The following is a 26,348-nucleotide window of genomic DNA, read 5'->3' as shown; positions in this document are numbered from 1 at the left end:
TGATCATCAGTTGCCCCCGGAGGGTGTGGTCAGGCCACCGAGGCCGGGTAGCGGCTTCGACGGTGGCGGGAACTCGGGAGTCGCGGGCGCGTTGTTCTGCTTCGGATCACGGTCACCCGGCTTGACCGCCGTGGTGCCGTTGTCCTTGACGATGACCGGCGAGACGCCGCCGGGTGGCTGCGCCATGCGCATCACGTTGAGCAGCGGCCCGAGGTAGCTGCCGCACCACTTCACCGCGTCCTCCGGTTTCGACGCGGTCGCCTCGGCGTAGGCCGAGCACACGAAGTCGGCGGGGGTGTTGAGGTTGTCGAACTCCAGCGAACCGGTGATGGCTTCCGCGCGGGTGGAGTAGATGTCCATCAGGTTCGTGAGCGTGTTCGGCCCGACGTGCAGGATCGTCGCCAGGTTGTCGCGCGACTGGGCCACGGTGCGGGTGAACTGCCCGAGCCGGTCGATCGACTCGTTCAGCGTGTCGCCGTTGTCCTTGACGAAGCCGTCGATGTCCTTCGCGGCCCTGCTGACCCCGTCCAACGCGCTGGCCAGCTCGTCTTTGTTGTCGTCCAGCGTCGTGGACACCGAGCCGAGGCGTGAGTTGAACTCCTGGATCTCGCCGTCGACCTGTCCGAGGGAGTTCACGAAGACCTGCAGGTTGCCCACCGTGGCGAACAGGTCGCCGCCGCCGTTGTCGATCGCTTCGAGTGCGCCCGCCGCCTGGTGGATGAGGTCGTTGAACCGCTGCCCGTTGCCGCCATGGCCGTTGCGGGCGGCGACGTCGAGGAACCGGGACAGCGCACCGTCGCGGTCCATGCCGTTCGGGCCGACCGACGTGGCGAGCCGGGACAGCTCGTTCTTCAGGTCGTCGAACTCCAGCGGCGACGCCGTCCTGCTCAGCGGGATGACCCCGTTGTCGGGGAACACCGCCCCGCTGTGCCTATAGGCGGGGGTGAGCTGGATGAACCGCGTCGAGACCAGGGTCGGCGACACGATCGCGGCGCGGACGTCCGCCGGCAGGTTGTACTTACTGTCGTAGCTGAACTCGACCCGTACCTGTCCCGGCGCCGGGGTGATCGCGGTGATCTGTCCGACGTCCACGCCCTTGATGCGCACGTGGTCCTTCGGGTAGATGCTCTTGACCGACGCGAAGTAGGCGACGCCGTGCTTCTTCTGGGTCGACAGGAAGCCCACGACCGCGACGGCCGCGACGACGAGCACCGCGACTCCGATCAGCAGCCGGACCAGGCCCGAGCTGAGGTTGAGCGCGCGCATCAGTTGTTACCTCCCACACCGAGCAGGCCAGGCACCGACGGCACGGTCGGGATCGAGCCCTTCGGAGCCGGCTTGATCGGCACCGGCGCTCCGGGGATGAAGTTGTTGGTCGGGAACTTCGTGGCGACCGAGCCGCTCAGGTCACCGAAGCCCTGGAACCAGGTGCCACCGGCGAGGCCCTCGCCGAGCGGGGTGATGAAGGCCGCGACCCGGCCGACGGCCGAGGTGAGGTTGCCCTCGTTGCGGCGCAGGATCTCCATCGTGCGGTTGAGCTCGTCCAGCGCCGGCTTCAACCGGTCGTTCTGGTCGTGGACCAGACCGCTGACCTGATCGGTCACGTCCTTCGTGCTGACCAGCAGCTGGTGGATCGCCTGGCGCCGCGCGTCGAGCTCTTCTAGCAGCTGGTTGCCGTCGCCGATCAGTGTGGTGAGCTGACCGGTGTGCTGACGCAGCACACCGGTGGCCTGCTCGGCGTGGTGCAGCAACGTCTGCAACGCCTCGTTGCGTTCGTTGATCGTGCGGGAGACCCGGGTCAGGCCGTCGAAGGTCGGCTTGATGTCGTCCGGAGTGTCGGTGAAGGCCTGGGAGAAGGCATCGAGGGCCTTGCCGACCTGGACTGTGTCGATCTGGCTGGTCCGGTCACTCAGTTCGTTGAGGTCATCGGTCAGGTTGTACGGCGAGCGGGTGCGCTCGATCGGGATCGTGTCACCCGACCCCATCGCACCGGGACCTGTGCTGACCAGCGCGAGATCGCGTTCACCGAGCAGGGTCTGGGTGGTGATCGCGGCGGTGGAGCGCTGTCCCAGCGTCACGTCCCTGGCGGTGAAGGTGACGACGACGTCGCCGTCCTCCAGGTCGACAGAGGAGACCTTCCCGACCTCGGTCCCGGCCACCTTGACCTTGTCACCGGCGGTCAGCCCACCGGCTTCGTCGAACACCGCTTTGTAGGTGGTGCCGGCGAAGACCGGCAGCGCGGCCAGCTGGAACGAGCCGAACAGCAGCACCAGGAGGATGGCGATGCCGACGAACGCGATGGTGACCGGGTTCTTCTCCCGGAAGCGGAGCCTCATCGGGTGCCACCCTCCTTCGGGGTCTCCAGGCCGCCGGTCAGGCCGCCGGGGAGGGTTCCGTCGAGAACACCCTCATCGGTGGCGGGCTGCTCCGGTTGCTGTGTCTGTGCCATGGGGCGCTTGTCGTCGATCAGGCGGCCGTCTGGCCCCTGTCCCGGTGGGCGGTGTCCGACGACGTCGTCCCAGCCGTGGCTCGCCTCGCGCTGTTGCGGGGTTTCCAGCGGGTACACGTTGCCGGACTGACAGCGCTTCAGGTTGGGGTTCGGGCCCTGCCAGGGTGTGAAGAACGGTTTGCCGTCCGGGCCGGTCAGTTTGACCCGCAGTGCGCAGATGAACAGGTTGTAGCCCGCGCCGCGTGCCCCGATCCGGCCGACTCGCAGGTAGGCGCCGGGATAGGTGCTCAGCGCGTCGTCGATCGCGAACTCGCCCTTGTTGGCCTGCTCGGCGACCCGGTGAATCTGGTCGACGGTGCCCTTGAGCGGGCCCCGAACCTTGTCCAGCAGGTCGCTGACGCTGGTCACCAGCTTGTTGGTGGAGTCGAAGGACTCCCCCAGTCGGTTGCGGTCCTGCGACAGGCCGCTGACCAGCTGCTGCAGCCGCTCGATCGTCTGGCCCAGCTCTGGTGAGCGCTGGTCCAGGGTGCCGAGCACGACGTTCAGGTTGTCGATCACCGACCCGATCTGCTTATCCCGGGTCGCAAGTGTCCCGCTGAGCGACGCGGCGTGGGAGAACAGACCGTCGAGGTTGCCGCCCTCGCCCTGCAGCACCGAGATGAGGTTGCCGGACAGCTGGTTGATCTGGTCCGGGGCCAAGCCTTCGAACAGCGGGTTGAAACCCTGCAGCAGGACGTCCAGGTCCAGCGCCGGGGTGGTCTGGGTGATCGGGATGACCGCGCCGGGCGGCAGCCGGTCCTGCGAACCCTGCCCCTGTTGCAGCTCCAGGTAGCGGTCGCCGGTGAGGTTGAGGAACCGGATCGAGGGCCGCACGCTCTTCGGCAGCGCTCGCGCGGAGTCCACGTCGAAGGAGACCATGCCGATCTTGCTGTTCTGCACGGTCACGCTGTGCACGGTGCCCACCTCGACACCGGCGATGCGGACCGTGTCACCGCTCTTGAGCCCGGAGGTGTCGGTGAACGCGGCGGTGTAGCGGTTCGTCTCGTTCAGCGTGAAGTTCGCGCCGAGCTGGACCGCGACGAGCACCAGCACGGACAGCGTGGCGACCACGAAGATGATGTTCTTGACCAGCGGCGCCGCGATCGCCTGTGCGTTGTTGCGATTCATCAGCGGCCACCCCCGTTCTGTTGCATCTCACGCTGCTTCTGTTCGGCGGCCTTCTTCTCGGCCGCGCCGTCTCGCGGGGTCACGGCCGATCCGCCGAACAGCTGGGCGACGGCGGGCGGGTCGCCGATCCGGGGTGTGTTGTCGCCCCGGTTGTCCTTCTGGTTGCCGTGCGAGAAGTTCCGGTCCAGACCGGGTGGCGTGTCGACGCCGTCCCAGTTCGGCAGCCCGTGGCAGGCGGGGCCGCTGTTGGCGTTCATGTTCGGCAGGTCGTCCGGGTAGCGGTACGGGTTGGTGCCCGGCACGAACGTGGTGACACCGACGAGGCCGGGCACCGTGTTGCCCTGTGAGGTGATCAGTTGTTTGTTCGACACCGCGAGGCCCTGCAGGAAGCACGGGAACATCGGCGAGTACCTGCGCAGCAGGCTCGTCGTGGGCCGCAGGTTGCCGGCGACGTCGATGATGTCGTCGCCGTTCTCGGTCAGGAAGTCCTCACCGATCCCGGACACCCTGGTGACCTGGTGCAGCGCCTCGTCCAGGTTGTCGCGCTGGTCGACGATCGTGTCGGCGGTGACCGTGCCGTTGGCGAACAGCCTCATCAGGTCCGGTGTCACGCCCGCGTAGAGGTCGGCGACCTGGGCGCCCTTGCGGAAGTCCTCGCGCAGGGTCGGCAGGTCACGGTTGAACTTGACCAGGTAGTCGTTCATCGTGCCGACCGTGCGGCCGATCTTCTCGCCGCGTCCGTGCAGCGTTTCCGCGAGACCTCCGAGGACCGCGTTCACCTTCGCCGGCTGTGCGTCGTTGAGCACCCGGGTGAGCTGGTCGAAGACGGAGTTCACCTCGACGGTGACCCGCCCCGCCGCGAGTGTCGTCCCCGGCTGGACGCCCGGTTGTGCCGCGCCGTCCGGCACCGTGAGCGTCACGGTCTTGGCACCGAACGCGGTGAGCTGGTCCAGCGAGACCGTCGCGTTGGCCGGGACCTTCGAGACCATCTCCGGCTTCATCTTCAGCGTGATGTCCACGCCGTTGCCGTCGGCGGCCATGGCGACCGCGCCGACGGTTCCGACGTCCACGCCGCGCAGCAGCACGCGGTTACCGGGGTACATCTGCAGACCGCTGCGGTCCGCGTGGATGTAGAGCGGAGTGGTCGGGGTGAAGGTGCCTTTGTAGCCGCCGACGCAGATGGCGACGAAACCGACGATGAGAGCGAGCAAGATCGTTGCATAGATCTTGTACTTGAACCGCCCGAAGAATGTCTGGTCCATTGTGTTGTTACCCCGAGATCCGGAACACGTCGGAGTTGCCGTAGAGCGCCATCGAGATGCACAGCTCGACGGACAGCACGGCGATGAGGGAGGTACGCACGGCTTTACCGACCGCCTGCCCCACACCGGCCGGCCCACCGGATGCGGTGTATCCGTAATAGGTGTGGATGAGGATGACGACGACGGCGATGCCGATTGCCTGTGCGAACGAGTAGAGAATGTCGGTCCACTGCATGAATGTGTCCATGTAGTGGTCGAACGTCCCTTCGGACAGTCCGAAGAATCCGACCTGGGTGATCTTCCAGCCGAACCAGGCGCCCACCATGGCCATGGCGAAGATCGGGATGATGGTGACCATTCCGGCGACCAGCCGGGTCGTCACCAGGTACGGCAGCGACCGGACGCCGATCACTTCGAGCGCGTCGATCTCCTCCGCGACCCGCATGGCACCCAACTGGGCGGTGAACCCGCTTCCCACGGTCGCGGCGAGTGAGGCACCGGCGATGATCGGGGTGAGCAGCCGAGGGTTGATGATCGCCGAAGCGAACCCACCGAGCGCTTCGAGCTGCAGGTTCTTCAGCGCGTCGAAGGACTGCACGCCACCGGTGACACCGGCGAACAGCGTGATGAACAGCGTGATCACCGAGGAACCGCCGATGACCGCGAGCGCGCCCGTGCTCATGCCGACCTCGGCGATCAGGCGCACCTGTTCCTTCTTGTAGCGGGCGACGGCCTTGTAGGTCCAGCCGATCGACGCGCCGTAGAACTCGGCCTGTCTGCCGAGGTCGTCGAGGGCGTTGAACGGTGCGCTGAGCGCGCGGACCAGGCGACGACCAGCCGTGGTGTCCTTGTCCACGACCATCAGTGGCCTCCTACGATGCCCAGGGAGTACGGCACCTGGGTGAGAATGATGTTGATCGGGAACAGTGCGAGGAACGTGTAGACGACCGTCTCGTTCACCGCGTTGCCGACACCTCGTGGTCCGGCCTTGCAGTTCATTCCCCGGAAGCACGCGATGAGTGCGCCGACCACACCGAAGACGACGGCCCGCAGCTCACCGTGCACCAGGTCCGCGAAGCCGACGAGCAGCTTGAGCGAGTCCAGGTACTGGCCGGGTGCCGCGCCCTGCAGGAAGACGCCGAAGAAGTAGCCGCCGCTGAGCCCGATGAGGATCATGACGCCGTTGAGCAGGAACGCGTTCAGCGCCGTTGCCAGGACCCGGGGCACCACGAGCCGCTGGACGACGTCGATGCCGAGCACCTCCATGGCGTCCAGCTCTTCGCGGATGCGCCTGGCGCCGATGTCGGCGCACACCGCCGTCGAGCTCGCGCCCGCCACGATGAACGTCGTGGCGACCGGGCCGATCTGGGTGACCGTGGCGAACGCGGAACCGGCGCCGGACAGGTCGATCGCGCCGATCTCCTTGAGGATCAGGTTGAACTGGAACGTCACCAGCGCGACGAACGGAATGCCGAGCAGCACGGCGGGCCCGAGCGAGACACTGGCCACGAACCAGGTCTGCTGAATGAATTCTCGCCATTGGAACGGGCGCTTGAAGATCGCAACCATCGTGTCGGCGGTAAATGCGAAGAACCTGCCGGTTGGAGTAACGGCCGATTTGGCACTGATCTCCAACATCACATTCTCCCCATCAGACTCTACCCAGCGACGTCGCCATGACGACGGCTCCTTTAATCGTGAACAGAGGCATGGTTCAACACGGGGTCGGCAACGCCTCGTTTCGTCGTCCAGTTCGCCATATTCATTTGCCGAACTGGTTCAGGTAGTGCAGCACTTTTCCTTCTGCCTGGACAACGAACCTAAATGTGTTAGGTGACGTTGCTGACAGATTTTTTCCAGGACCGGCGGGCCAGGTCAGCGGCGGAACTGCTCCGTGGGGGCGTCATCCATCCCGTGTCGACCACGCCGAGGCCCGCCGGGCGACTCGTCGCCCGATCCCTCTGACGTCATGCTTTCCCTGATCGCCCGCTGCGCGCTCTCGGGCAGCGTGTGCATCATGTCCCGCACCCTGGCCCTGCGTCGCCCGACCGCCGGCCGCTCGCCCACTCCGGGACTCGGCTGCAGCTGCGGCTTGAGCGGAGGAAGGCCGGCCAGGTCGCCTGCTTCCTGCATCTCCCGCGCGGCCTGTTCGGAGTCCTTCTCCTCCGACATCCCGATCGGACCTTCCCTGCGCCCGTTGAGGAACTGGGAGACGACCGGCTCCTCCGAGGTCAACAACACCTCTCGGGGTCCGAACATCGCCAGGTGCTTGCGGTAGAGCAGGCCGATGTTGTCCGGCAGCGTCTGCGCGGTGTTGATGTCGTGGGTGACGATCAGGAACGTCGAGTCGGTCTGTGCGTTCAGGTCGACGATCAGCTGGTTCAGGTACGCGGTACGGACCGGGTCGAGACCGGAGTCCGGCTCGTCGAACAGGATGATCTCCGGGTCCAACACGAGCGCGCGGGCCAGACCGGCGCGCTTACGCATTCCGCCGGAGATTTCACCGGGCAGCTTCATCTCGTCGCCGACGAGGCCCACCATCGTCATCTTCTCCATGACGATGTCCCTGATCTCCTTCTCGCCCTTCTTCGTGTGCTCACGAAGGGGGAAGGCGATGTTGTCGAACAGGTTCATCGACCCGAACAGCGCACCGTCCTGGAACAGCACGCCGAAGAGCTTGCGGATCTCGTACAGCTTCGACTCGGTGCACCGCACCAGGTCCGTGTCGTGGATGACGATCGAACCCCGCTCCGGTTTCAGCAGTCCGATCAGGCTCTTCAGGAACACCGACTTGCCCGTACCCGACGGGCCCAGCAACACGCTCACCTCACCCGGCGGCAGTGTCAGCGTGACATCGGACCAGATGTTCGACCTGCCGAAAGACTTCGACAGACCGTCGACCCGGACCTCGACACCGGCACTCATCGGACCTCCTCGTCCACCCGGGGGAAGCTCGCCGGGCTCTCACCAGATGTAACGAGCGTCTCGCCAGAACGATACGTTGTTACAAACATCGTAATTCGTCTCAAGATCACGCCGACGAAAAAGCTCACACAGACGTGCTCGACGCCGCACAGAGGCCCCAGCCTCTGTGCGGCGTGCACTCGCTCTGTGCGAGCTGCGGGTCAGCTTGTCGGGCGCTCCGGGGTGAAGACGATCGGGAGCTGGACCACCCCTCGGACCTGGCTCACGTGCGAGATCGGGGACCGACCCGGCGCGATGCTGTAGTCCGGGATTCTGCGGTGCAGCTCCTCCAGCGCGATGCGCAACTCGACCCTCGCCAGGTGCGAGCCGAGGCAGCGGTGCGGCCCGGACCCGAACGACAGGTGCCGGTTCGGACTGCGGTCGAGCTGCAGCTCGTCGGGCGAGGCGAACTCCGCGACGTCGTGATTGGCGGCGTTGAGGATCAGCAGCAGCTGGTCGCCCTTCCTGATCCGCACGCCGGCCAGCTCGGTGTCCTTCGTGGCGCAGCGCCCCGGCGAGACCGCCGCCTCGATCCGCAGAATCTCCTCGACGGCGGGCTGGATCAACGAGGGGTCGTCGATCAGGCGTTGCCGCTGCTCGGGATGAGCGGACAGCTGCAGCAGGCTCCAGGCCAGCGACCCCTGCACCGTGTGCAGGCCCGCGATGAGGAGCAGGAAGAACATGTTGCACAGCTCTTCGTCGGTGAGCAGTCGTTCACCATCGTCCACCGCGATGGGGGTGCGCACGATGGCCGTCGTCACGTCGTCGGCATCCTCCGGGCGCGCCCGCCGATCGGCGACGACCTGGCCGAAGTAGGTGAACATGCGCATGGCCGCCTCGGCGCGCGCGGCGTTGGACTCCTCCTCGGTCGCGCCCGGCTTGCCCAGCAGCGTGATGTCGGTGGCCTCGGTGAACATCGGCGCGTCTTCGAGCGGCCAGTCCATCAGCGCCAGGAAGACTCGCGCGGGCAGCTCGTGGGCGAAATCGGAGATGAAGTTCGATTCTCCGGTTTCGGCGAAACCGTCGATCAGCTCGGTGACGATCCCCCGGATCTCGTCCTCGAGCGCACGCATTCTGCTCGGACTGAACAGCGGCTGGAGCGCGCGACGGTACGCGGTGTGCTCCGGCGGGTCCAGCTCGAGCGGCAGGAACTTGCCCGCGCCGTGCGGGACCAGATTGTTCGGCCAGCTGGAGAACGTCTCCGGGTCACGCATCACGGCCTGGATCTCGTTGTAGCCGGTCACCACCCAATGCCCGCCATGGGCCGTCGAGTAGACGACGGACCCGAGTGCCGCCACCTCGGCGGTCCTCTCCCGGACGACGTCGGTCGGGGCGACGAGCGCCTGGTCGTAGATGTCGAAGTCGACCTGAACGACATTGCTCTCGGTCGAGCTGGTGGTCATGACGGGTACTCCTGCCCTAGCCAGTAAATGCGGATCGGACAATGGTCAGAATTCGGGATCAATTCTCGGGTGCAGTCACCTTATTGCTTTAGGTTATTTGTGTCAAGATACCCATCAGGTCGCTGAACTGGGCTTTTCCGGGTCGCGCCCCAGCCGCCGTCGCCAGTCGTTCGCGCCCAGCATCCGCGCGACCTTCGCGATGAGTCGGCCGCGTCGCGGCTGGACCGGGTACCAGTTCGGCTCGGCTTTCATGGTCATCCGTTCCGAGACCACAGTCTGCTGCCTGCAGTACTTCAGAACCCCGGCGGCGCCGCCGAACCGAGCCCCGATCCCGGACTGCTTCCAGCCGCCCATCGGGGTGGGTAGCTGGAACGTGGCGACCAGTGCGTTGTTCACCGCGACCGAACCGGCCTCGATGCGACGGGTCAGGCGGTCCGCCCGCTCCGGATCGCCGGTCCACAGGCTGGAGCTGAGGCCGTACTCCGAGTCGTTCGCCAGCTCGAGTGCTTCGTCCTCGCCCGACACCTTCATGATCGGCAGCGTGGGACCGAAGGTCTCCTCGCGCATACAGGCCATGGAGTGGTCGACGTCCACGAGCACGGTCGGTTGGAAGAAGTTCCCTTCACCCGGTCCACGCTCGCCGCCGACCAGCACCCGAGCCCCTTTGGCTACCGCGTCGCGGACGTGTCGCTCGACGATGTCGACCTGGCCGGACGTGACCATGGCGCCGATGTCGGTGCTGAAGGTCCCCGGGCCGTCCATTCCCTGGCGCAGCGCGCGGACCTTCTCGACCACCTTCGCCACGAACTCGTCGTACACCGCGGCCTCGACGTAGACCCGCTCCACCGAGATGCACGCCTGGCCGACGTTCGTCATGGCGCCCCAGACCGCTCCGCCCGCCGCCCGTTCGATGTCGGCGTCGGCCAGCACGATCATCGCGTCCTTGCCGCCGAGCTCGAGGCTGCACGGAATCAGCCGTTCGCCCGCGCGGGCGGCGATCCTGCGCCCGGTGCGGACCGAGCCGGTGAACATGACCATGTCCACCTCGTCGACGACGGCGACACCCGCGTCCGGTCCACCGGTCACACAGGCCAGCACCGGCGGCGCGCCGATCTCCCGCCAGCCCCGGACCGCCTCGCTCCAGGCCAGCGGGGTCACCTCGGACGGCTTGCTGAGTACCGCCGCGCCGGCGACCAGGGCACCGACCACGTCCATCATCGGGCCGGCCAGCGGACCGTTCCACGGGGTGATCAGCCCGACGAGCTGGTGGGGGCGGACCTGGACCCGCAGCTTGCGGGCGGCATTCGCCATCCCGGCCGGACGGATGGCGCGGTCGCCGAGGAACTCGGCCGCATGTTTGGTGAAGTAGTTGATGACGTCCATCGTCACCACCATCTCCAGTGACGCATCCGCCCATGACTTCCCGGCCTCGGCCTGCACCATCTCCAGCAGCCGCTGCTCGTTGTCCAGCAGCCAGTCCAGCCAGCGCAGAAGATGGGCGCTTCGACCCTTCGGCCCCAGCGCCTCCCAGTCCGGCTGCGCGGCGCGCAACCGGGCCGCTTCGGCGCCGATCGCGGCCGGGTCGAGGTCCGGCACGCTGCCCACGACACGCCCGTCGGCGGGACAGCGGACCACGATGTCCCGCCGGCTGGTCTCGCCCGGTGCCGCCGGGCCGTCGGTGGTGGTGCTCATGGACGATGCCTCCCGAGAAATACCCTCACGGGCTTGTGATCTTCTGGAAACGAGCTGTGACGTCGGCGTACTCGGCGCGGATGTCGCGTTTGGAGAGCTTGCCGCTCGGCAGCCGGGGCAGCGGGTCCTCCCGCAGCACCACGTATCTGGGCACCTTGTAGTCCGCGAGCTCGTCGCGGCACTGCTGGATGATCTGGTCGGTGTCGAGCGGGCCGCTACGGCTCACGATCGCGGCGGGTGTCTCCCCGAACCGCTCGTCGGGCGCGGCGATCACGGCGACCTCGGCCACGTTGGGTATCCGGGCGATGACCGCCTCGATCTCGACGGGGGAGATGTTGATCCCGCCGGAGATGATCAGGTCCTTGAGCCGGTCGACGAACCTGAGCCGTCCTGCCTCGTCGCGGACGCCGAGATCGCCGCTGTGCAGCCATCCGCCGCGCAGTGCCTGCTCGGTCGACTCCTGGTCCTCCCAGTAGCCGATGGTCATGCCGGGGCCGCGCATCAGGATCTGGCCGGCCTCTCCCGGATCGCACTCGGTGCCGTCCTCGCGGACCACCAACAGGTCGGTGAACACCGACCCGCTCCCGCACGAGTCGGGGTGCTGCTCCGCCTCGCTCGGCCAGGTGGCGGTGGCGATGCCGCCGACCTCGGTCATGCCGTAGATCTGGCGCAGCTTCACCCCCTTGTCGCCCCACGCTTTCAGCAACGGCAGCGGGACGGCGGCGCCGCCGACCACCGCGGTCTTCAGGTGTGAGAGGTCCGCCGTCGCGAACTCGGGGGCTTTCGCCATCACGTCGTAGATGAGCGGTACGCCGAAGAGCACCTGGATGTCGAACTCGTCGAGGCGCCTGACCGCGCGGGAGGCGTTCAGGTCGGGCTCGACGACCAGTGTTCCGCCGAGGACGGTCGTCATGATCAGTCCCCAGACGAGGCCGGGGGTGAAGCACAGCGGGAGCAGCAGCAGGCTTCGAGCGCCCGGCCGCAGCCCCTCCTCCACCAGTGACGCCTCGAAGACGATGTCCAGCAGGGTCCGGTTCGTACAGACGACGCCCTTCGACAGGCCGGTGGAACCGCTGGTGAACAGGATGGCGACCGGCTCGTCCGGTTCCCGGTCGATGCGGAACTCGTCGTCCTCGCCCTCGCGCAGGCCGGCGACCACGTCGAAGTCCACAACTCGAACGTCGGCTCCGAGTTCGACGGCCCGGTCGACGGCGGCCCGGTGTGGTGCCTCCACCAGCACGGCGGAGGCTCCGGACTCGACGAGGAACTTGTGCAGCTCGACCGCGACCAACCGAGGGTTGAGCGGGACCAGGACTCCGCCGGCCTTGATGACGCCGTAGGCCGAGGCCACCCAGTCCAGGCTGTTGCCGCCGAGCACCGCCACCCGGTCGCTGGGTCGCACACCGTCCTCGGCGAGCCGGCGCGCCACCCGGCCCGACCAGTTGCGCAGCGTCCGGTAGTCCAGCTGGTCGGGGCCACAGACGATCGCGGTCTGGTCGCCCTTGGTCCGCGCCCACCAGTTGAGCGCCGATGCCGCTGATGTCGTCATGTCTACCTCGTGTGGTGGGAGGGAGCTTGTCGGTCAGAGAGTGCGGTGCGAGCCGAATACCGTGGCGCTGACCAGCGGGGCCATCGGGCCGCCGATCAGCAGTGAGATGTCCGCGCCCGGGACCTGGTTGGTGGAGCTCTCCCGGATCTGGCGGACCGCCTCGACCGCCAGGCCGATGCCGTGGACGAACCCCTCCGCAAGGTTGCCGCCCGCCGTGTTGATCGGCAGCCGACCCGTCGGTGCGACCAGGTTGTGCACCGTCATGAACGCGCCCGCCTCCGGCCCGGTCGGGCACAGACCGAAGTCGATCAGCGAGGCCACCGCGGGGCCGCTGAAGTTCTCGTACACCTGGACCACGTCGATCTCGCTCGGTTTGATCGCCGCCTCCGCCCAGAGCCGCTCGACCATCGCGGGGTGGAAACCGGCGCTGCTGTAGGCCGCCATGTTCTCGATCGACTCCGACCAGTCCGGGCCGGCGCCCTGCACTCCCCCGAGCAGGTACGCCGGTTGCCCGGCGAACTCCTCGACCGACTGTGCCGAGGTGACCAGCAGCGCCGAGGCGCCGTCGTTCTCCCGGGAGCAGTCGTAGAGGCGGAACGGCTCGGACACGATCCGTGCGTCCAGGTACTGCTCGTGGGTCAGCGGCCTGCCGTAGGCGACCGCGTCGGGGTTGCGCTGGGCGTGGTGGTAGTCGGCGAGGACGAGCGCCTCCATCGCCGACGCGGGTACCGCGTCCGCGCTGAGCATCCGCTGCGTGCGCAGCGCACAGATCTGCGCGGGCGTCAGCACCCCGTGCGCGGACAGCAACGGGGGGAAATGGCCCTTCCCATAGCTCTGGCGACCGTCCGCCACCTCGCTGATGCCCCGGTACACCAGGACCCGGTCGGCCTGGCCGGTCGCCACCGCGGTCGCCGCCGCGTTGACGGCCGCGGCCACCGCGCCTCCGCCGCCGCCCCACACCTGGGTCGTGTAGCGGACCTCGTGCACGCCCAGCGCCGCGCCGATCGCCAGGCCTTCGTTGAGGTCGCCCGCGTAGGAGACGAACCCGTCGATGCTCCGGGGGTCCGCTCCGGCGTCCTTGCAGGCGGCGAGCGCGGCGCGCAGGATCAGCCGCGCCGAGGTGTCCGGCGCGGTGCCGCGTTTGTAGTAGGGCGTGCTGCCGACGCCGACCACGGCCGCTTTGCCGCGCAGCGTCCTCGACTCGCTCATGGTCTGGTTCCCCTGCTCATGCCAGCTGCCAGCGCAGCAGTGGCCAACCGTGCTCATCCGGCGGTGGGTCGAAGTCGCCCTTCACCGGCTGGCCGACACGCAGCGCGGCGCTCTCCCCGTCACGCAGCACGCCCACGAGTCGCCGACCGCCTGCCTCCGCCAGCTCCACCACCACCACGACGAACGGGAGGTGGCCGCTGAGCTGGGGCGCGAACGGCTGCCAGGTGCGGGTCCAGGAGTAGATCTCTCCCCTCGGTGCGACGGCGGGCCAGCCGAGCTCGAAGCTATGGCACACGGGGCACATCGGTCGGGGCGCCCAGATCCACTCACCGCACGCCGTGCAGCGCTGGATACGCAGCTCACCGGCACGAAGCCCGTCCCAGTGAGGTGTGTCCAGCCCGTCGTCGGCCGGGCCTTCGGCGGGCAGCCTCGGCGGTGTCTCCGGGAGGTTGCGTACGTGGTGGACCCGCCATCCCTCGGCAAGCTCCACCCAGCGTGACCGCAGCACGATCCGTTCGCCGTCCGCCGCCGTGTACCGGATGAGGGCGGTGACCTTGCCATCCGGCTCGGCGGTCAGCCGCAGGACCTCGGACCCGACGAGCTGCTCGGGAAGTGACGCGGAGGCGACGAGCTGGCCGATCCGATCCGGGCGGAAATCGTTCAGCGTGGCGTGCTGGTCGCCCTCGGCGACCGCCCGGCCGTGGCGCTCGACGATCTCCGCGAGGCCGATCGGCACCGAGCCGAGGATCTCAGGTGGCATTGCGGGGGCTCCTGGCGCTAGTGACCCGGTACTCGGCGTCCGTGCGGTCGTGCATGAATCCGATCAACCGGCAGTCGCGGACCAGCTCCCGGTCCGCGGAGTCCACGGTGATCCCGGCGACCCGCAGACCCTTCTCACGCAGACAGTCCAGGCCCCGGCCCAGCAGGCTCGGCCGGACCGGGCCGTCGGCGTGGTCGGGGTCCACCAGGATCTCCGCGATCCGGCCCGCCGTGCCGAAGTCGGTTCGCTGGCCGGCATCCGGGTCCACCGAGACCGCGCCACGAAGCCCGTCAGTGCCCGGTGCCACGAAAACGAAGAGCTCCGGTGGCACCTCTCGGTCCGGCGCGGCCCGCGCGCACCTCGAACGCAACACCGCCAAGGACTCACCGTCGGTCCCGGGTTCGAACGGCCGCACGTCGGCGCCGTCGGGATGCCGGGTCGCGTCGCCGCGCAGCGGCGCCAGCAGCTGCCACTCACGATGCGTGCGACGCACCCCGCCGCCGGAGAACCGCGACGAGATGCGGTCGGCGGCCGGGTGGTCACCCCTGGCCCAGGTGTACAGCGCGGACACGCCCGTTCCCGCCCAGCCGTCCGGAGCGGTCAGGTCGAACCCGAGCTGCTCGAACAACAGCGTGGCGATGCCCTTGGAGCGCAGCTCAGGACGAACCACGAACCGGACGAAACCGACACCGTCTTCGGGCTCGACCCTGAGGTAGGCAGCCAGTATCGGCCGGGGACGTTCGGTGGGGGCGCCGGCGCCGGGCCGTTCGTCGGGCACCAGCCACACCAGCAGGTGAGCGCAGCCGGCGGGGTACGGCCCGTCGACGGTGATCTTGGGGAAGCCCGCCTCGTCGTCCTCCACGGCCGAGTCGCGCAGCATCCGCCGCAGCTCGTCGACATGGTCGGCCGGCAGCTCGCCGTACCAGGTGTAGGTGATCACCTCGTCGCTCCACGGGCACGTCGTCGGGTTCGTGGTGGTGTGCATCGCCGCGGTGCGACGCCGGGTACCTCAGCAGCGATCGTCGGCTCCATCGACCGCGCGGTCCGCTTCATCGGCCGGGCTCACGAGACGGTGCAGCTCGCGGTGGAACACGTGGTTGGCGACCTCGTTGCGACCCAGCAGCATGGGGCCCGCGCTCGCGCTCTCCATCCCGGCCTGCGAACCACGCAGCAGCGGGAAGTCCTCCTCGTGCAGAACCGCGAGCAGGATCTTCCAGTTCTTGGCCCAGATCTTCGACCAGGTTCCCTCGTCCATCCCGCTGACCTCGCACCTGGGCACGATCAGCCGCATCTCCATGCGGGACCAACCGGGATCCTTCGGGTGTGGGCGGAAGGTGAGCAGCTGGAAATGGTCGGGTTGACGCAGCAGCGTGCTGTTCGGCATGAGGAAGTGGGTCTCGATGACGTGCTTGGCCAGGCTGAGGTCACCCGGGTCCTCATCGATCCACCGATCGATGGTCTTGCGAGGGGCGATGAAGCGGCAGTGCCGCCCCCAGTCCTCGAAGGCCTGCACGTTGGTGTGCACGTGCTTCGCCGCCGTGTTCGGGTGCGCGTACTGGATGTGGTAGCCGTCCAGGAACGCATCCTGCATGATCTTCCAGTTGACCGGTTCGTCGAAACCCTCGGCCTGGAACGCGACCATGTCCTGGAGGCCGTACTGGGACAGCGCGTCGTCCATCTCCGGGCCCAGCCAGTCGGCGACGTCGATCGTCGCGTCCGCGTCGTCGACGACCCAGATGAACCCGTGCCGCTCCTGGCTCGGTAGCTCGATGAGCCCGTACCGGGACCGGTCGATCTCACCGAAGGTGGAGCCCCGGGTCACCGTGCGCAACTCACCGTTGGTGTCGTAGGACCAGCGGTGGTAACCGCAGGAGAACAGCCTGCAGCGCCCCTTCTCCTGTTCTTCGAGCAAGGCGCCCCGGTGCCGGCAGAGGTTGACGAACACCTTCGACCCGCCGTCTCGCTGGCGCACGATGATGACCTTGTTACGCGGCAGCTGCAGGGTCATGAAGTCGCCGGCCTTGGGCAGCTCCGAACTGTGCGCCACGATCGAGGGCACCCTGCCGAACACCAGGTCACGTTCCCTCGCCGCGATCACCGGATCGGTGAAGTCCGTTGCTCGGAACCCGGTGATCCGGTCGTACTCGTCGGTCGTCTCGTTCCGAAGATGATCGAGTGCTCGCCGAATCCTGGTCTCGCGGGGCGCGATCGAGCTTGTCATTACGTCCTCCTCGACGAGTTCACCGCTGGACCAACAGGCAAAACCCGCATCGCCATTTCTCTGTGCGATATGCAAATTAGTCTAACGCTTTTAGGCAATTAATGCCAGCCTCCGACGGCTCACAGATCGAGAACGAGCCTGCCGGACCGACACCGGGACACGCAGACGAACATGACATCGTTCTCGGCCCGTTCCTCCTCGGTGAGCAGCGAATCTCGATGGTCCGGAACGCCGCTCAGCACGGCCGTCTCACACGTCCCGCAGGTCCCTTCCCTGCAGGACGTGTCGACCTGGACGTCGTGCTCGGCCAGCGCGTCCACGATGCTCACCCCGGCCGCGACGGTGATCGTCCGGCCGCTGCGGGCCAGCTCCACCTCGAACGAACCGGACTCACCGACGGCCTGGTCCTTCGGCGCGAACCGCTCGACGTACACCGTCACGCCCGGACGCTCTCGGCACACCGCCTCGGTCGCCGCGATCAACGCTTCCGGACCACAGCAGTAGACCGACGTGCCCTCGGCGGCGGCATCCACGACCCCGGCGAGCTCGATCAGCCCGCGCTCGTCCTGAGGCCACAGGGTGACCCGCTGACCGAACTCGCGCTGCAGCTCGTCGCGGAACGCCATCGAGGCACGTCGACGCCCCCCGTAGACCAACCGCCACCGCGCTCCGTCGTCCTCGCACGCCCGGATCATCGGCAGGATCGGGGTGATGCCGATGCCGCCGGCAATGAACAGGTAGCTGTCCGAGGGCTCCAGCGCGAAGTGGTTACGCGGCCCCCGCACACGCAGCTTCTGCCCGATGCCGACCTGGTCGTGGACGTGGGCGGAACCACCTCGTCCGTCGGCCTCGCGCAGCACGGCGACCCGCAGCATCGTGCGGTCGGCCGGATCACCACACAGCGAGTACTGGCGGATCAGGTCGTCGGTGAGCACCAGGTCCAGATGGGCACCCGGCCGCCAGTGCGGCATCTCGGCGCCGTCGGTGCGCTCCAGCTCCAACGCCACGACACCGTCCGCGAGCTCGTCCCGCGCACGGACGACGACATCGAATTCGGCTTCCACCCCGGGCTCAGTCCCGCTCGATGGTCAGCGCACGTTCCGGACACATCTCGACGACCTGGTCGGCGTCGTCGAGCAGGTCGTCCGGTACCGGCTCGGTGAGCAGGACCGGGTCGCCCTGTTCGTCGCTGTCCAGCAGGTCGGGGGCGGTGCCGTAGCAGAGCCCGTGCCCCGCGCAGGCACCTCGGTCGATCCGCAGGTGTGTACTCATCCCGACTCCCTCACAGATTCCACCCGGGCGCCGCCGTCGCGTCGCGCGGCCCCGGCGTGCCAGGTGCTCTTGGGCAACGTGTAGGCCAGCAGACCTTCCGGCCCCAGTTCCGCTCCGACCCCGCTGTCGCCCCGGCCGGCCAGCGGGGCGAGCGCCACGTCCATCACACCCGCTTCGTTGATCCAGACGAGCCCGGCGCGCAGCCGCGCGGCAACGCCGCGGGCCCGGTCCGGGTCGGCACCCCACACCGACGCCGCCAGGCCGTAGCGGGAGTCGTTGGCCAGCCGGATGGCCTCGTCGTCGTCCCGGTACGGCACGACGACGAGCACCGGGCCGGGGATCTCCTCCTGGTAGATCGTCATGTCCGGGGTGACGTCGCCGAACAGGGCCGGGGACAGGTAGTGGCCCCCTTCCGGCACGCCGTCCGGCCGCCCGCCGCCGGCCAGCAGCCGGGCACCCTCGGCGACACCGGTCGCGATGAACTCCTCGACCTTGCGCCGGTGGGCGCGGCTGATCAGGGGCCCGGCGTCGGTGCCCTCCTCGCCGGCCGGCCCGACCACGACGTCCCGCGCGTAGCGAACAGCGACGTCGAGGACCTCGGCGTAGCGGGAGGCCGGAACGAGCATCCGGGTGACCGCGACGCAGCCCTGCCCCGAGCCGATCACCGATGAGAACATCACCGCTCGCGTCGCCCACTCGACGTCGACGTCGTCGAGCAGGACCGCCGGCGTCTTGCCCCCCAGCTCCATCAACACCGGCGTCAGTCCCGACGCGGCCGCAGCCATGACCTCACGCCCGGCCGCCGAGCTACCGGTGAACGACACGAAGTCCACGTCGGGGTGGCCGACGAGCGCGCGGCCAGCGTCGACTCCCCCGTGCACCACGTTCAGCACACCGGGTGGCAGACCGACCTCTTCCGCCGCTCGAGCCAGCTCGTGGACGCCGAGGGGTGCCAGCCTCGGCGCCTTCAGCACGACTGTGTTACCGGCCAGCATCGCCGGCGCGAACTTCCACACCGCCGACCGCACGGAGAAGCTGTGCGGGAGCAGTCCGGCGACGACTCCCACCGGGTCCCGCCGGATCGTCCACCTGCCGGTTCCCGACGGGTTGGACGGCTCACGCTCCACCGGCGCGAGCAGCGCGTGCATCCCGGCGAACTCCCGCAGGTGCGCGACCGGCCCCAACACGTGAACCGCGCCGCACAGCCGCGCGGCGGTCCCGGTGTCACGCACCAGCGCGGCGGTGAGCTCCGGGGCGATCGCGTCCAGGCGTTCGGCGATGCGCCGCAGGAAACCGGCCCGCTGCCAGGGCGGCGTAGCCGCCCAGTGGCCACGATCAACCGTCTTCCGCGCGGCGGCGACGGCGGCGTCGACGTCCTCGGGACCGCTGTGCGGCACGCGACCGAAGACGGTCCCGAAGGACGGATCCTCGAGTGCATCCCAGCCGCCACCCGCCGGCGGCAGCCAATCGACACCCACCCGGTTCCTCAGCTCGGTGTCCATGCGAACTCCGGTTGTTCTTCGACGAGGACCGCTCAGCCGCTCGGGTGCGACGCCATGTCCTCGGGGAACTGCATGGCGACCCGGGCCAGCGTGCCGCCGTCCGTGGTGGGCAGCGTGAGCCCCGAGATGTAGGCCGCCTCGTCCGAGACGAGGAACAGGGCGGCGTTGGCGTTGTCGGTCAGTGACGGTGGGCGGTCGAGCTTCAGCGGGATCGGCGACACCGAGGGGTCCCATGCTCCCTGAACCTCCTCGTAGGACTGCCCGACGACGGGCGCGCCCTGCTCCATCAGGAAGTTCGGCGACATGCCGTGGGTCGGTGCGATCGCGTTGACCCGAATCCCGTACTTGCCCAGGTCCAACGACAGTGCGCGAACCATGCCGTTGATGCCGGCCTTCGTCGCCGAGTAGGGCGCGATGCTGTGGTAGGCGACGAACGAGGACGCCGATGACGTCATCAGGATCACGCCGCCGCCGTTGGCACGCAGGGCAGGTACGGCGTGCTTGGCACACAGGAACGAGCCTGTGAGGTTGACCGCGAGAACGTTGTTCCAGTCCTCCAGCGGAAAGTCTTCGAAGGCCAGCTGCTCCCCGCCGAGGACCGAGGGCACCCCGCCTCGGGAGACGATCCCGGCATTGGCCCACATGATGTCCAACTTGCCGAACCGCCGGACCGCCGTGTCGACGGTACGGGCGACATCCGCCTCGACCGTCGTGTCCGCTTCCACCGAAACGGCCTCGCCGCCCTGCTCCGTGACGAGCTTGACGGTTCCCTCGGCGCGGTCACCCAGGATGTCCATCACGACGACCTTCGCGCCCTCGGCGGCGAACATCTGGGCGGCCTGGCGCCCCAGGCCTGAGCCTGCCCCGGTGATGACGGCGACTTTGCCATTCAACCTCGCCACGACACGTCCTCTCCGACGTCCACCATGCGCGCATTGAAAACATTCAAGGAAATCACGTAACGAAAGTACCTTATAGCTTTAGGGAAAAGACGTCAAGCGAGATCGTCCAGCACGCCCGCTACGCCGCGGAACCTGGTCGAGCGTGCCGAGGCCGACACGTTGAAGATCGACGAAAACACCGGATCGGCGGGCAATGCTGCATAATCCGCTGCCATGACGAACTACACCCCGCCGACGCTGAGTCGCCGGGTCATCGTCGAAGCAGCCCTGGCGCTCATGGACCGGGACGGCTATGCGGCATTCAGCATGCCGAAGCTGGGCGACGCTCTCGGCATTCGAACCCCGTCGCTGTACCACCACTTCCGCGACCGGACCGAGATACTCGTCGAGGTGGCAAAGACGGTGGTCCTGGAGACGGAGCGCCCCCCGTGGCGGCCGGGCGCGCACTGGACCGACTACTTCGTGGAGCTCTCGGTCAACTTCCGGCGCACGATCCTGCGGCACCGCAACACCGCGCCGGTACTCGTGCAGTTCCTCCCCAGGGATCTACTTGTCTCCCTCTACGAGCTCCACGCGGTCGTACTGAAGGAGCATTCGGGTCTGCCGCTGTCGAGCCACGTCCTGGTCATGGACGGGCTGGAACGGCTCACGATCGGTACCGCGCTGATCGAGGCCTCGCGCGACGCCGAGGCAGGGGACATGGCATTCCGCGACATCGACCCCGAACAGATGCCCCAGCTGGCGGCGGCCAGCCGGGCCAACAAAGCGAACACCGAGCAGCTCTTCGTGGCGTCACTGCGAGCATTTCTCGCCGGAGTGGAGGCCGCCGCCCCGTGAGTGTTCCGGCCGCCTATGGGCGGCCGGAACACTCACAGGGGTCAGCGCCTGCGGAGCGGGAGCTCGACGATGCCGCGCGCCTCGCCCGTCGCCCAGCGGACGCGCGCGGGGTCGGCCAGCTCGAAATCCCCGAGCACCTTCACCCCTCGTTCGATGGCGATCTTGACCATCACCTTGGCCAGGTGCGAGCCCATGCACCGGTGCGGACCCATGCCGAAGCCCAGGTGACGGTTCGGGAAACGGTCCAGCCGAATCTCGTCGGGAGACTCAAAGACCGTGTCGTCACGATTGCCGGCGCCCCACAGCAGGAGCACCTTCTCCCCTGCCTCGAGCGGACATCCGCCCAGCTCGATGGGCTCGGTGACGGTCCGAGCCAGCGCCTGGACCGGGCTGGTCCAGCGGACGAACTCCTCCACCGCCCGGTCCAACGCAACCTCGTCGGCCAACAAGCGTGCCCGATCCTCGGGGTGCTGCGCGAGGTAGTGGAAGGCACCCGCGATCGCGCTGGCCGTGGTGTCCAGACCGCCGAACAACAGCAGCGCGATGTACATCAGGATCTCGTCGTCGCGCAGCGCTCGACCGTCGACCTCTCCGTCGAGCATGGTGCTGAGCAGGTCGTCCCGCCGAGGCTCCGCCCGCCGCTGCGCAACGACCTCGGCGACCCGGCCGAACATGGCGGCGATCGCCGCACCGACCGCCTCGTCGTCGATTCCGCGAAGATGGGTCATGTCGTGGAACCAGGCACTCATGCGCTCGCGGTCGGACAGGTCGAAACCGATGGTGCGCAGCGCGACCCGCTCCGGGAACTGCGAGGAGAACGCCGCGCAGAAGTCGAACTCGCCCTCACCGATCTGTGCGAGCAGTTGGTCGGCGAGCTCGCGGTACTCCGCCTCCTTGCGCGCGATGGCGGGTGGACCGAGGTCGGACAGCAGCACCTTGCGGTACTGCCCGTGCAGTGGCGGGTCGATCCCCACCGGGATCAGCGGCGGCATCTGGTGGTCGGGGATGGCCACCCCCTGCCCGGACGCGAACACCGCGGGATTACGTGCGGCCGCACAGATCTCGTCGTAGCGAGAGATGATCCGGAACCCGCCGTACCGCTCACTCCTGGCCAGCCCGGCGATCTCCCGCAGCGCCGCCCACACCCCCTCGGGGCGCTCGGCGTACTCCTGGCTGAAGTGGTCGAATGCAGCGGGATCGAAAGCCTCACCGACCTCGGGCGTTCTTTGGTGATCGATCGTCAACTCGGGAACTCCATTCCGGCCGCGTTGCGGGTGTGGTGTCCGGCGACGACTTATCTTGATGCAAGATACAAGAATCGTCAAGTGTCTCATTGTTACGATGCGAGCGACAGCGAAGGCGGCGAAGAATCCTCATGACGACCCCTGAAGAGCTCGACAGATCTCGTGTGCTCGACCTCTTCCGCCTCGACGGACGAGTCGCCGTGGTGACCGGGGCGAGCTCGGGACTGGGCGCCGGTTTCGCCATCGCACTGGCCGAGGCGGGAGCCGACCTCGTGCTCGGGGCCCGACGGGTCACCGCCCTGGAACGCACCGCGGCCTCGGTCGAAGCACTCGGCCGCCGATGCGTGTCGGTACCGACCGATGTGGCCGAACCGGAACAGTGCGAGCGGCTCGCCGAGGCCGCCGCCACCGACCTCGGCCGAGTGGACATCCTGGTCAACAACGCGGGGATCTCCACGGTCACCCCGGCGCTTCGGGAACAGCCAGGCGACTTCCGCCGGGTCGTGGAGACCAACCTCATGGGCGCCTACTGGATGGCACAGGCCTGCGCCCGGAGGATGGAGCCCGGATCGAGCATCGTCAACGTGGCGAGCGTGCTCGGTCTGGTCGCCTCCGTCCTGCCACAGGCCGCCTACTCGGCCAGCAAGGCGGGACTCATCGGACTGACCCGGGACCTGTCCCAGCAGTGGTCCGGCCGCCGGGGCATCCGGGTCAATGCCGTGGCACCCGGTTTCGTCACCACCGAGATGACCGCCGAGATGACGCCCGAGACGCTGGCACCGTTCCTCGACCGAACCCCGCTGAACCGGCTCGGCACCCAACGCGAGCTCGACGCCGCGGTCCTGTTCCTCGCCTCCCCCGCCTCCAGCTACATCACCGGCGCCACGCTCGCGGTGGACGGCGGGATGTCCGGTCACTAGCGCCTTTGCCGGGTCCGACAAGGTCGCCCTGATATGCTTTTCAGGTTCATCAACTGCCCCTGACGTGCGCATTCGAGGAGTTCTCTTTGGCTGGCCGACGCAGCGCGCGGTCGCTGCCCAACGATGCGGAGGCCGCTCAGCTCTCGTTGCTCAAGACCGCCGAGGAGTGCTTCGAGCGCTACGGCGTGCGGCGGGTCACGATGGACGAGATCGCGGCAGCCGCCGGCGTGTCCCGTCCGACGCTCTACCGATACTTCGGTGACCGCGACTCGCTGATCAAGAGCATCGTCGATCATCGCGCGGGCAAACTCGTCAGCAAGGTGCACCGACTGCTGGACGAACAGGCCACGCTGGCGGACAAGCTGATCGCCGGAACCTTGTTCCTGGTCGACATCGGACGCAACGACCAGTTCATCCGGGAGCTGCTGCGCTCGGACAGCGACCATTTCACCAACGAGCTGATGATCGAGCAGGGCACGGCGACCGCGTTCGCCGACGCCGTGTGGTCGCCGACGCTGCACAAAGCAGCCAGCGACGGGCTCCTACCCGAGGACTTCGACGAGCGGATGGCCTACCGCTGGCTCACCTCGATCAACTTCATGCTGATCGGCTGGCAGGACTACGACGACCAGCCGTTGAGCTACAAGCAGGAGATGCTGCGACGGTTCCTGGCGCCGGCCTTCCTGCGCGCCGGCGCCTGAACCTCACTTCTGGATCGAACCGGCGTCGACCGACAGGGCGGCTCCGGTGATGAAACGCGCCTCGTCCGAACACAACCAGACCAGGGCATTGCTCACGTCGATCGGCTCGATCCACGGCACCGGCAGCGTGTTCAGCGAGGCGAAACCCGGTGCGGCCATCTCCCGAGTGGCGTCGGGGACACCGCCGGTCATGATCGAGTAGGTGGCCTGATTGAAGATCATGTCTGTGCCGACCGAGGTGGGGAGCAGAGCGTTGGCACGGATCCAGTGCTGGCCGTATTCGTTGGCGATCACCCTGGTCAGCCCGATCACCCCGTGCTTTGCGGCGGTGTAGGGAGCGGTGTTGGGCACGCCCTTCGCACCAGCGGTGGACGAGGTGATCACGATGGACCCACCCCGGCCACCGGCCAGCATCGCGGGCAGGGCGGCCCGAACGGTCTTGAACACCCCGGTCAGGTTGGTCCCGATCACGTCCTCCCAGAGCTCGTCGGAGGTCTCGGCGAAGGGCTGCAGCGGCATGATCCCGGCGTTGGCCGCGACGCAGTCGAGCCGACCGAACTCGGCGACACCCTCCTCGACGAGCGCGGCCAGCCCGGCGGTGTCCCGGACGTCGACCTTGCGCGCCACGATCCGCCGGTCCAGTGCTTCGACCGATTTGACCGTGTCGTCGAGATCGGCCTCGGTCGCCAGGTCGTAGGGCACCGATCCGATCGGTTCGCAGCGATCGAACGCGATGATGTCGGCGCCTTCCTCCGCGAGACGGACCGCATGCGAACGGCCCTGGCCTCGGGCGGCTCCCGAAATGAGAGCGACCTTGCCGGTGAGTCTGCCCATCTGCACACCTCGTATCTAACGACTGTCAAGTTACGTCATTTGTATCAGACAGTCTTGGTGCGCTCCCAGATCTCGGCTGCGGTACTTTCGGCGTCTGTTCGACGGGAGGAGGCAACGATGAACGCGCGCCAGGACACCGAGGCGCAGCGCATCGTCAGCAGCCCCCCGGGCACCCAGTCGTCCCGGATCGTGGCCGCCGCCTCCGCCTGCTACGACCGCGGCGGCATCGACAAGACGACGATGGAGGACGTTGCCGCTGAGGCGGGCCTGTCACGCCCGACGATCTACCGACACTTCGCGGCCAAGGAGGACCTCGTCGTGGCTGTCGTCGTGGCGCGCGCCTGGCAGCTGTGCGAACGTGTCCGCGCGTTCGCCTCGACCAGGGCCAGCATCGACGCCAAGATCGTGGACGGCATCCTGTTCCTCGTCAATCAGGCCCGACAGGACCATGTGCTGCGGTTGCTGCTGGTGCCCGAGCCGCTCCAGGCTCTCGGCCGCCTCGATGCGGGCGCTCAGCTCGCCATCGAGTTCAACGACTCGCTCTGGGCACCGTTCCTGCGCGAGGCCGAAGCGGCACAGGAGATCCTCGACGGGATCGACGTGACCCGCGCCTGTCGATGGCTGTTGTTCGTCGAGCTGATCATGGTGGGCCGGGTGGATCGCTCTCCCGGCGCACAGGACGTCCACCGGGCCACACTGCACCGGCTCGTGACCCCGGCGCTGCATCGGGCCGCGCCACCCGCCGGCCACACACTCCCTCCATGATCACCACCGTCTGAGGGCTGTTTTCGCGCCAAAAAACAGCCCTCAGACGGTGGTGATCATGGAATCAGCCACACGCTCACCCGACGTCGGGCAACAGCGCGGGCAGAACGAAGTGCCGGATGGTCTCGCGGAAGTCCGTGTCACCGGCATCGACCAGGTCCGGGCGCCCCACGAGCATCAGCTCGATGTCGGAGAACCACGAACTGATCTCGAAGGGGTCCAGCTCCGGTCGCATCTGTCCGGCACTCTGTGCTGCTTCGAAGATCGGCCGCCACAGCTCGTCGGTCAGCTCCTGGGCGAAGTTGGACCCGGTCAGGACGTCGGTGGCCAAGCTCAGACTCTCCGGTTCGACGAGCTTGCTGACGATCTCATCGCCGCGACCCGCCGCGATCGCGAACGCCAGACCCTCGACGACCTTGTCCGCGAACTCGGGAAACTGCCCGATGTACTCGCGTGCCCGCGCGGCGAACCGGGTCGCACGACGCTCGATGACGGCGGCGACGAGCGCATCCCGATCGCGGAAGTACCGATACACGGTGGGTCGGGACACCCCCGCTCGACGGGCGACGTCGTCCATCCTGGTGCGCGTCAGCCCGTAGTCCGCGAAGCACGCCTCCGCAGCCTTGATCAGCTGGCGCCGCGCCTGCTCGAGACCTCCGGCGAACGGTCCTCGTCCGCGAGCCATGCGCACCCCC

At 67.9% G+C, this 26,348-nt stretch carries 26 protein-coding genes; 4 read left to right on the top strand and 22 right to left on the bottom strand.

Annotated features, from left to right (window positions below; all coding sequences use genetic code 11):
• Window positions 1-6 precede the first annotated feature (6 nt).
• The 19 genes from G406_RS46075 to G406_RS59350 form a co-directional block, all read right to left on the bottom strand.
• Window positions 7-1,266, bottom strand: a complete 1,260-nt coding sequence (locus tag G406_RS46075; RefSeq protein WP_051341924.1) for an MCE family protein — start codon at window positions 1,264-1,266, stop codon at window positions 7-9.
• Window positions 1,266-2,336 carry an MCE family protein gene (locus G406_RS0110690; protein WP_028933826.1) on the bottom strand — a complete coding sequence of 357 codons (1,071 nt, stop codon included), beginning with the start codon at window positions 2,334-2,336 and terminating at the stop codon, window positions 1,266-1,268. The genes G406_RS46075 and G406_RS0110690 overlap by 1 nt, the downstream gene beginning before the upstream one ends.
• Window positions 2,333-3,616, bottom strand: a complete 1,284-nt coding sequence (locus G406_RS46070) for an MCE family protein (RefSeq protein ID WP_064742888.1) — start codon at window positions 3,614-3,616, stop codon at window positions 2,333-2,335. Before G406_RS46070 ends, G406_RS0110690 begins: the two co-directional genes overlap by 4 nt.
• Complete coding sequence (locus tag G406_RS46065; protein WP_051341923.1) at window positions 3,616-4,878, bottom strand: MCE family protein; 1,263 nt, start codon at window positions 4,876-4,878, stop codon at window positions 3,616-3,618. Before G406_RS46065 ends, G406_RS46070 begins: the two co-directional genes overlap by 1 nt.
• A 7-nt stretch (window positions 4,879-4,885) precedes the next feature.
• Window positions 4,886-5,740 (bottom strand): ABC transporter permease, encoded by an 855-nt coding sequence (locus G406_RS0110675; RefSeq protein ID WP_028933825.1) that lies wholly within the window; start codon window positions 5,738-5,740, stop codon window positions 4,886-4,888.
• A complete protein-coding gene (locus tag G406_RS0110670) occupies window positions 5,740-6,447 on the bottom strand; it encodes an MlaE family ABC transporter permease (RefSeq protein WP_245607074.1) in 708 nt (235 codons plus the stop codon). The genes G406_RS0110675 and G406_RS0110670 overlap by 1 nt, the downstream gene beginning before the upstream one ends.
• Window positions 6,448-6,753: 306 nt before the next feature.
• The gene (locus tag G406_RS46060; protein WP_037075967.1) at window positions 6,754-7,803 is read right to left on the bottom strand and encodes an ABC transporter ATP-binding protein; all 1,050 of its coding nucleotides are present in this window, start codon (window positions 7,801-7,803) and stop codon (window positions 6,754-6,756) included.
• A gap of 200 nt (window positions 7,804-8,003) precedes the next feature.
• Complete coding sequence (locus G406_RS0110660; protein WP_028933823.1) at window positions 8,004-9,245, bottom strand: cytochrome P450; 1,242 nt, start codon at window positions 9,243-9,245, stop codon at window positions 8,004-8,006.
• A 114-nt stretch (window positions 9,246-9,359) separates the two neighbouring features.
• Complete coding sequence (locus tag G406_RS0110655; RefSeq protein WP_051341922.1) at window positions 9,360-10,937, bottom strand: aldehyde dehydrogenase family protein; 1,578 nt, start codon at window positions 10,935-10,937, stop codon at window positions 9,360-9,362.
• A gap of 25 nt (window positions 10,938-10,962) precedes the next feature.
• On the bottom strand, window positions 10,963-12,486 hold the full coding sequence (locus G406_RS0110650; protein ID WP_028933821.1) for a class I adenylate-forming enzyme family protein: 1,524 nt from the start codon (window positions 12,484-12,486) through the stop codon (window positions 10,963-10,965).
• A gap of 33 nt (window positions 12,487-12,519) precedes the next feature.
• Entirely contained in the window at window positions 12,520-13,695 is a 1,176-nt protein-coding gene (locus tag G406_RS0110645; RefSeq protein WP_028933820.1) for a thiolase C-terminal domain-containing protein, read from the bottom strand.
• A gap of 16 nt (window positions 13,696-13,711) precedes the next feature.
• Entirely contained in the window at window positions 13,712-14,455 is a 744-nt protein-coding gene (locus G406_RS0110640; RefSeq protein ID WP_028933819.1) for a Zn-ribbon domain-containing OB-fold protein, read from the bottom strand.
• Window positions 14,445-15,440, bottom strand: coding sequence for an N-acetyltransferase (locus tag G406_RS0110635; protein ID WP_028933818.1), 996 nt, complete (start codon window positions 15,438-15,440; stop codon window positions 14,445-14,447). The genes G406_RS0110640 and G406_RS0110635 overlap by 11 nt, the downstream gene beginning before the upstream one ends.
• A gap of 24 nt (window positions 15,441-15,464) precedes the next feature.
• Window positions 15,465-16,676 carry an aromatic ring-hydroxylating oxygenase subunit alpha gene (locus tag G406_RS0110630; protein ID WP_028933817.1) on the bottom strand — a complete coding sequence of 404 codons (1,212 nt, stop codon included), beginning with the start codon at window positions 16,674-16,676 and terminating at the stop codon, window positions 15,465-15,467.
• Window positions 16,677-16,795: 119 nt separating this feature from the next.
• Window positions 16,796-17,740, bottom strand: a complete 945-nt coding sequence (locus G406_RS0110625) for a PDR/VanB family oxidoreductase (protein WP_028933816.1) — start codon at window positions 17,738-17,740, stop codon at window positions 16,796-16,798.
• Between the two features lie 7 nt (window positions 17,741-17,747).
• Window positions 17,748-17,948: a ferredoxin gene (locus G406_RS0110620; protein WP_028933815.1), complete on the bottom strand. Its 201-nt coding sequence runs from the start codon at window positions 17,946-17,948 to the stop codon at window positions 17,748-17,750.
• Window positions 17,945-19,450 (bottom strand): aldehyde dehydrogenase family protein, encoded by a 1,506-nt coding sequence (locus tag G406_RS46055; RefSeq protein WP_084215954.1) that lies wholly within the window; start codon window positions 19,448-19,450, stop codon window positions 17,945-17,947. Before G406_RS46055 ends, G406_RS0110620 begins: the two co-directional genes overlap by 4 nt.
• 32 nt (window positions 19,451-19,482) lie before the next feature.
• Window positions 19,483-20,352 carry an SDR family NAD(P)-dependent oxidoreductase gene (locus tag G406_RS0110610; protein WP_028933814.1) on the bottom strand — a complete coding sequence of 290 codons (870 nt, stop codon included), beginning with the start codon at window positions 20,350-20,352 and terminating at the stop codon, window positions 19,483-19,485.
• Between the two features lie 92 nt (window positions 20,353-20,444).
• Window positions 20,445-20,567, bottom strand: coding sequence for a hypothetical protein (locus tag G406_RS59350; protein WP_281172419.1), 123 nt, complete (start codon window positions 20,565-20,567; stop codon window positions 20,445-20,447).
• Here G406_RS59350 and G406_RS0110605 point away from each other — a divergent pair.
• Window positions 20,566-21,189: a TetR/AcrR family transcriptional regulator gene (locus tag G406_RS0110605; protein WP_028933813.1), complete on the top strand. Its 624-nt coding sequence runs from the start codon at window positions 20,566-20,568 to the stop codon at window positions 21,187-21,189. The two genes, G406_RS59350 and G406_RS0110605, sit on opposite strands and share 2 nt — an antisense overlap.
• Window positions 21,190-21,230: 41 nt before the next feature.
• Here G406_RS0110605 and G406_RS0110600 read toward each other — a convergent pair whose 3' ends face one another.
• Window positions 21,231-22,433 (bottom strand): cytochrome P450, encoded by a 1,203-nt coding sequence (locus tag G406_RS0110600; protein ID WP_028933812.1) that lies wholly within the window; start codon window positions 22,431-22,433, stop codon window positions 21,231-21,233.
• Window positions 22,434-22,564: 131 nt separating this feature from the next.
• Here G406_RS0110600 and G406_RS0110595 point away from each other — a divergent pair, with 131 nt between their 5' ends.
• Together G406_RS0110595 and G406_RS53845 are read left to right on the top strand one after the other, a co-directional pair.
• Window positions 22,565-23,353, top strand: a complete 789-nt coding sequence (locus tag G406_RS0110595) for an SDR family NAD(P)-dependent oxidoreductase (RefSeq protein ID WP_028933811.1) — start codon at window positions 22,565-22,567, stop codon at window positions 23,351-23,353.
• Window positions 23,354-23,439: 86 nt separating this feature from the next.
• Window positions 23,440-24,054, top strand: coding sequence for a TetR/AcrR family transcriptional regulator (locus G406_RS53845; protein WP_051341921.1), 615 nt, complete (start codon window positions 23,440-23,442; stop codon window positions 24,052-24,054).
• 3 nt (window positions 24,055-24,057) lie between these two features.
• Here G406_RS53845 and G406_RS0110585 read toward each other — a convergent pair whose 3' ends face one another.
• A complete protein-coding gene (locus G406_RS0110585) occupies window positions 24,058-24,888 on the bottom strand; it encodes a mycofactocin-coupled SDR family oxidoreductase (protein WP_028933810.1) in 831 nt (276 codons plus the stop codon).
• A 117-nt stretch (window positions 24,889-25,005) separates the two neighbouring features.
• Between G406_RS0110585 and G406_RS46045 the strand changes: the two genes are divergently transcribed.
• The gene (locus tag G406_RS46045) at window positions 25,006-25,653 is read left to right on the top strand and encodes a TetR/AcrR family transcriptional regulator (protein WP_051341920.1); all 648 of its coding nucleotides are present in this window, start codon (window positions 25,006-25,008) and stop codon (window positions 25,651-25,653) included.
• Between the two features lie 76 nt (window positions 25,654-25,729).
• On the opposite strand, the gene G406_RS0110575 is transcribed toward G406_RS46045, so the two are convergent.
• The gene (locus G406_RS0110575; protein WP_028933809.1) at window positions 25,730-26,338 is read right to left on the bottom strand and encodes a TetR/AcrR family transcriptional regulator; all 609 of its coding nucleotides are present in this window, start codon (window positions 26,336-26,338) and stop codon (window positions 25,730-25,732) included.
• Between the last annotated feature and the right edge of the window lie 10 nt (window positions 26,339-26,348).

This window comes from Actinospineispora spinosispora DSM 44797 (assembly GCF_000429025.1).
Taxonomy (GTDB): domain Bacteria; phylum Actinomycetota; class Actinomycetes; order Mycobacteriales; family Pseudonocardiaceae; genus Pseudonocardia; species Pseudonocardia spinosispora.
The sequence above is the reverse complement of the archived record's forward strand: the minus strand, read 5'-3'. Positions and strand labels throughout refer to the sequence as shown.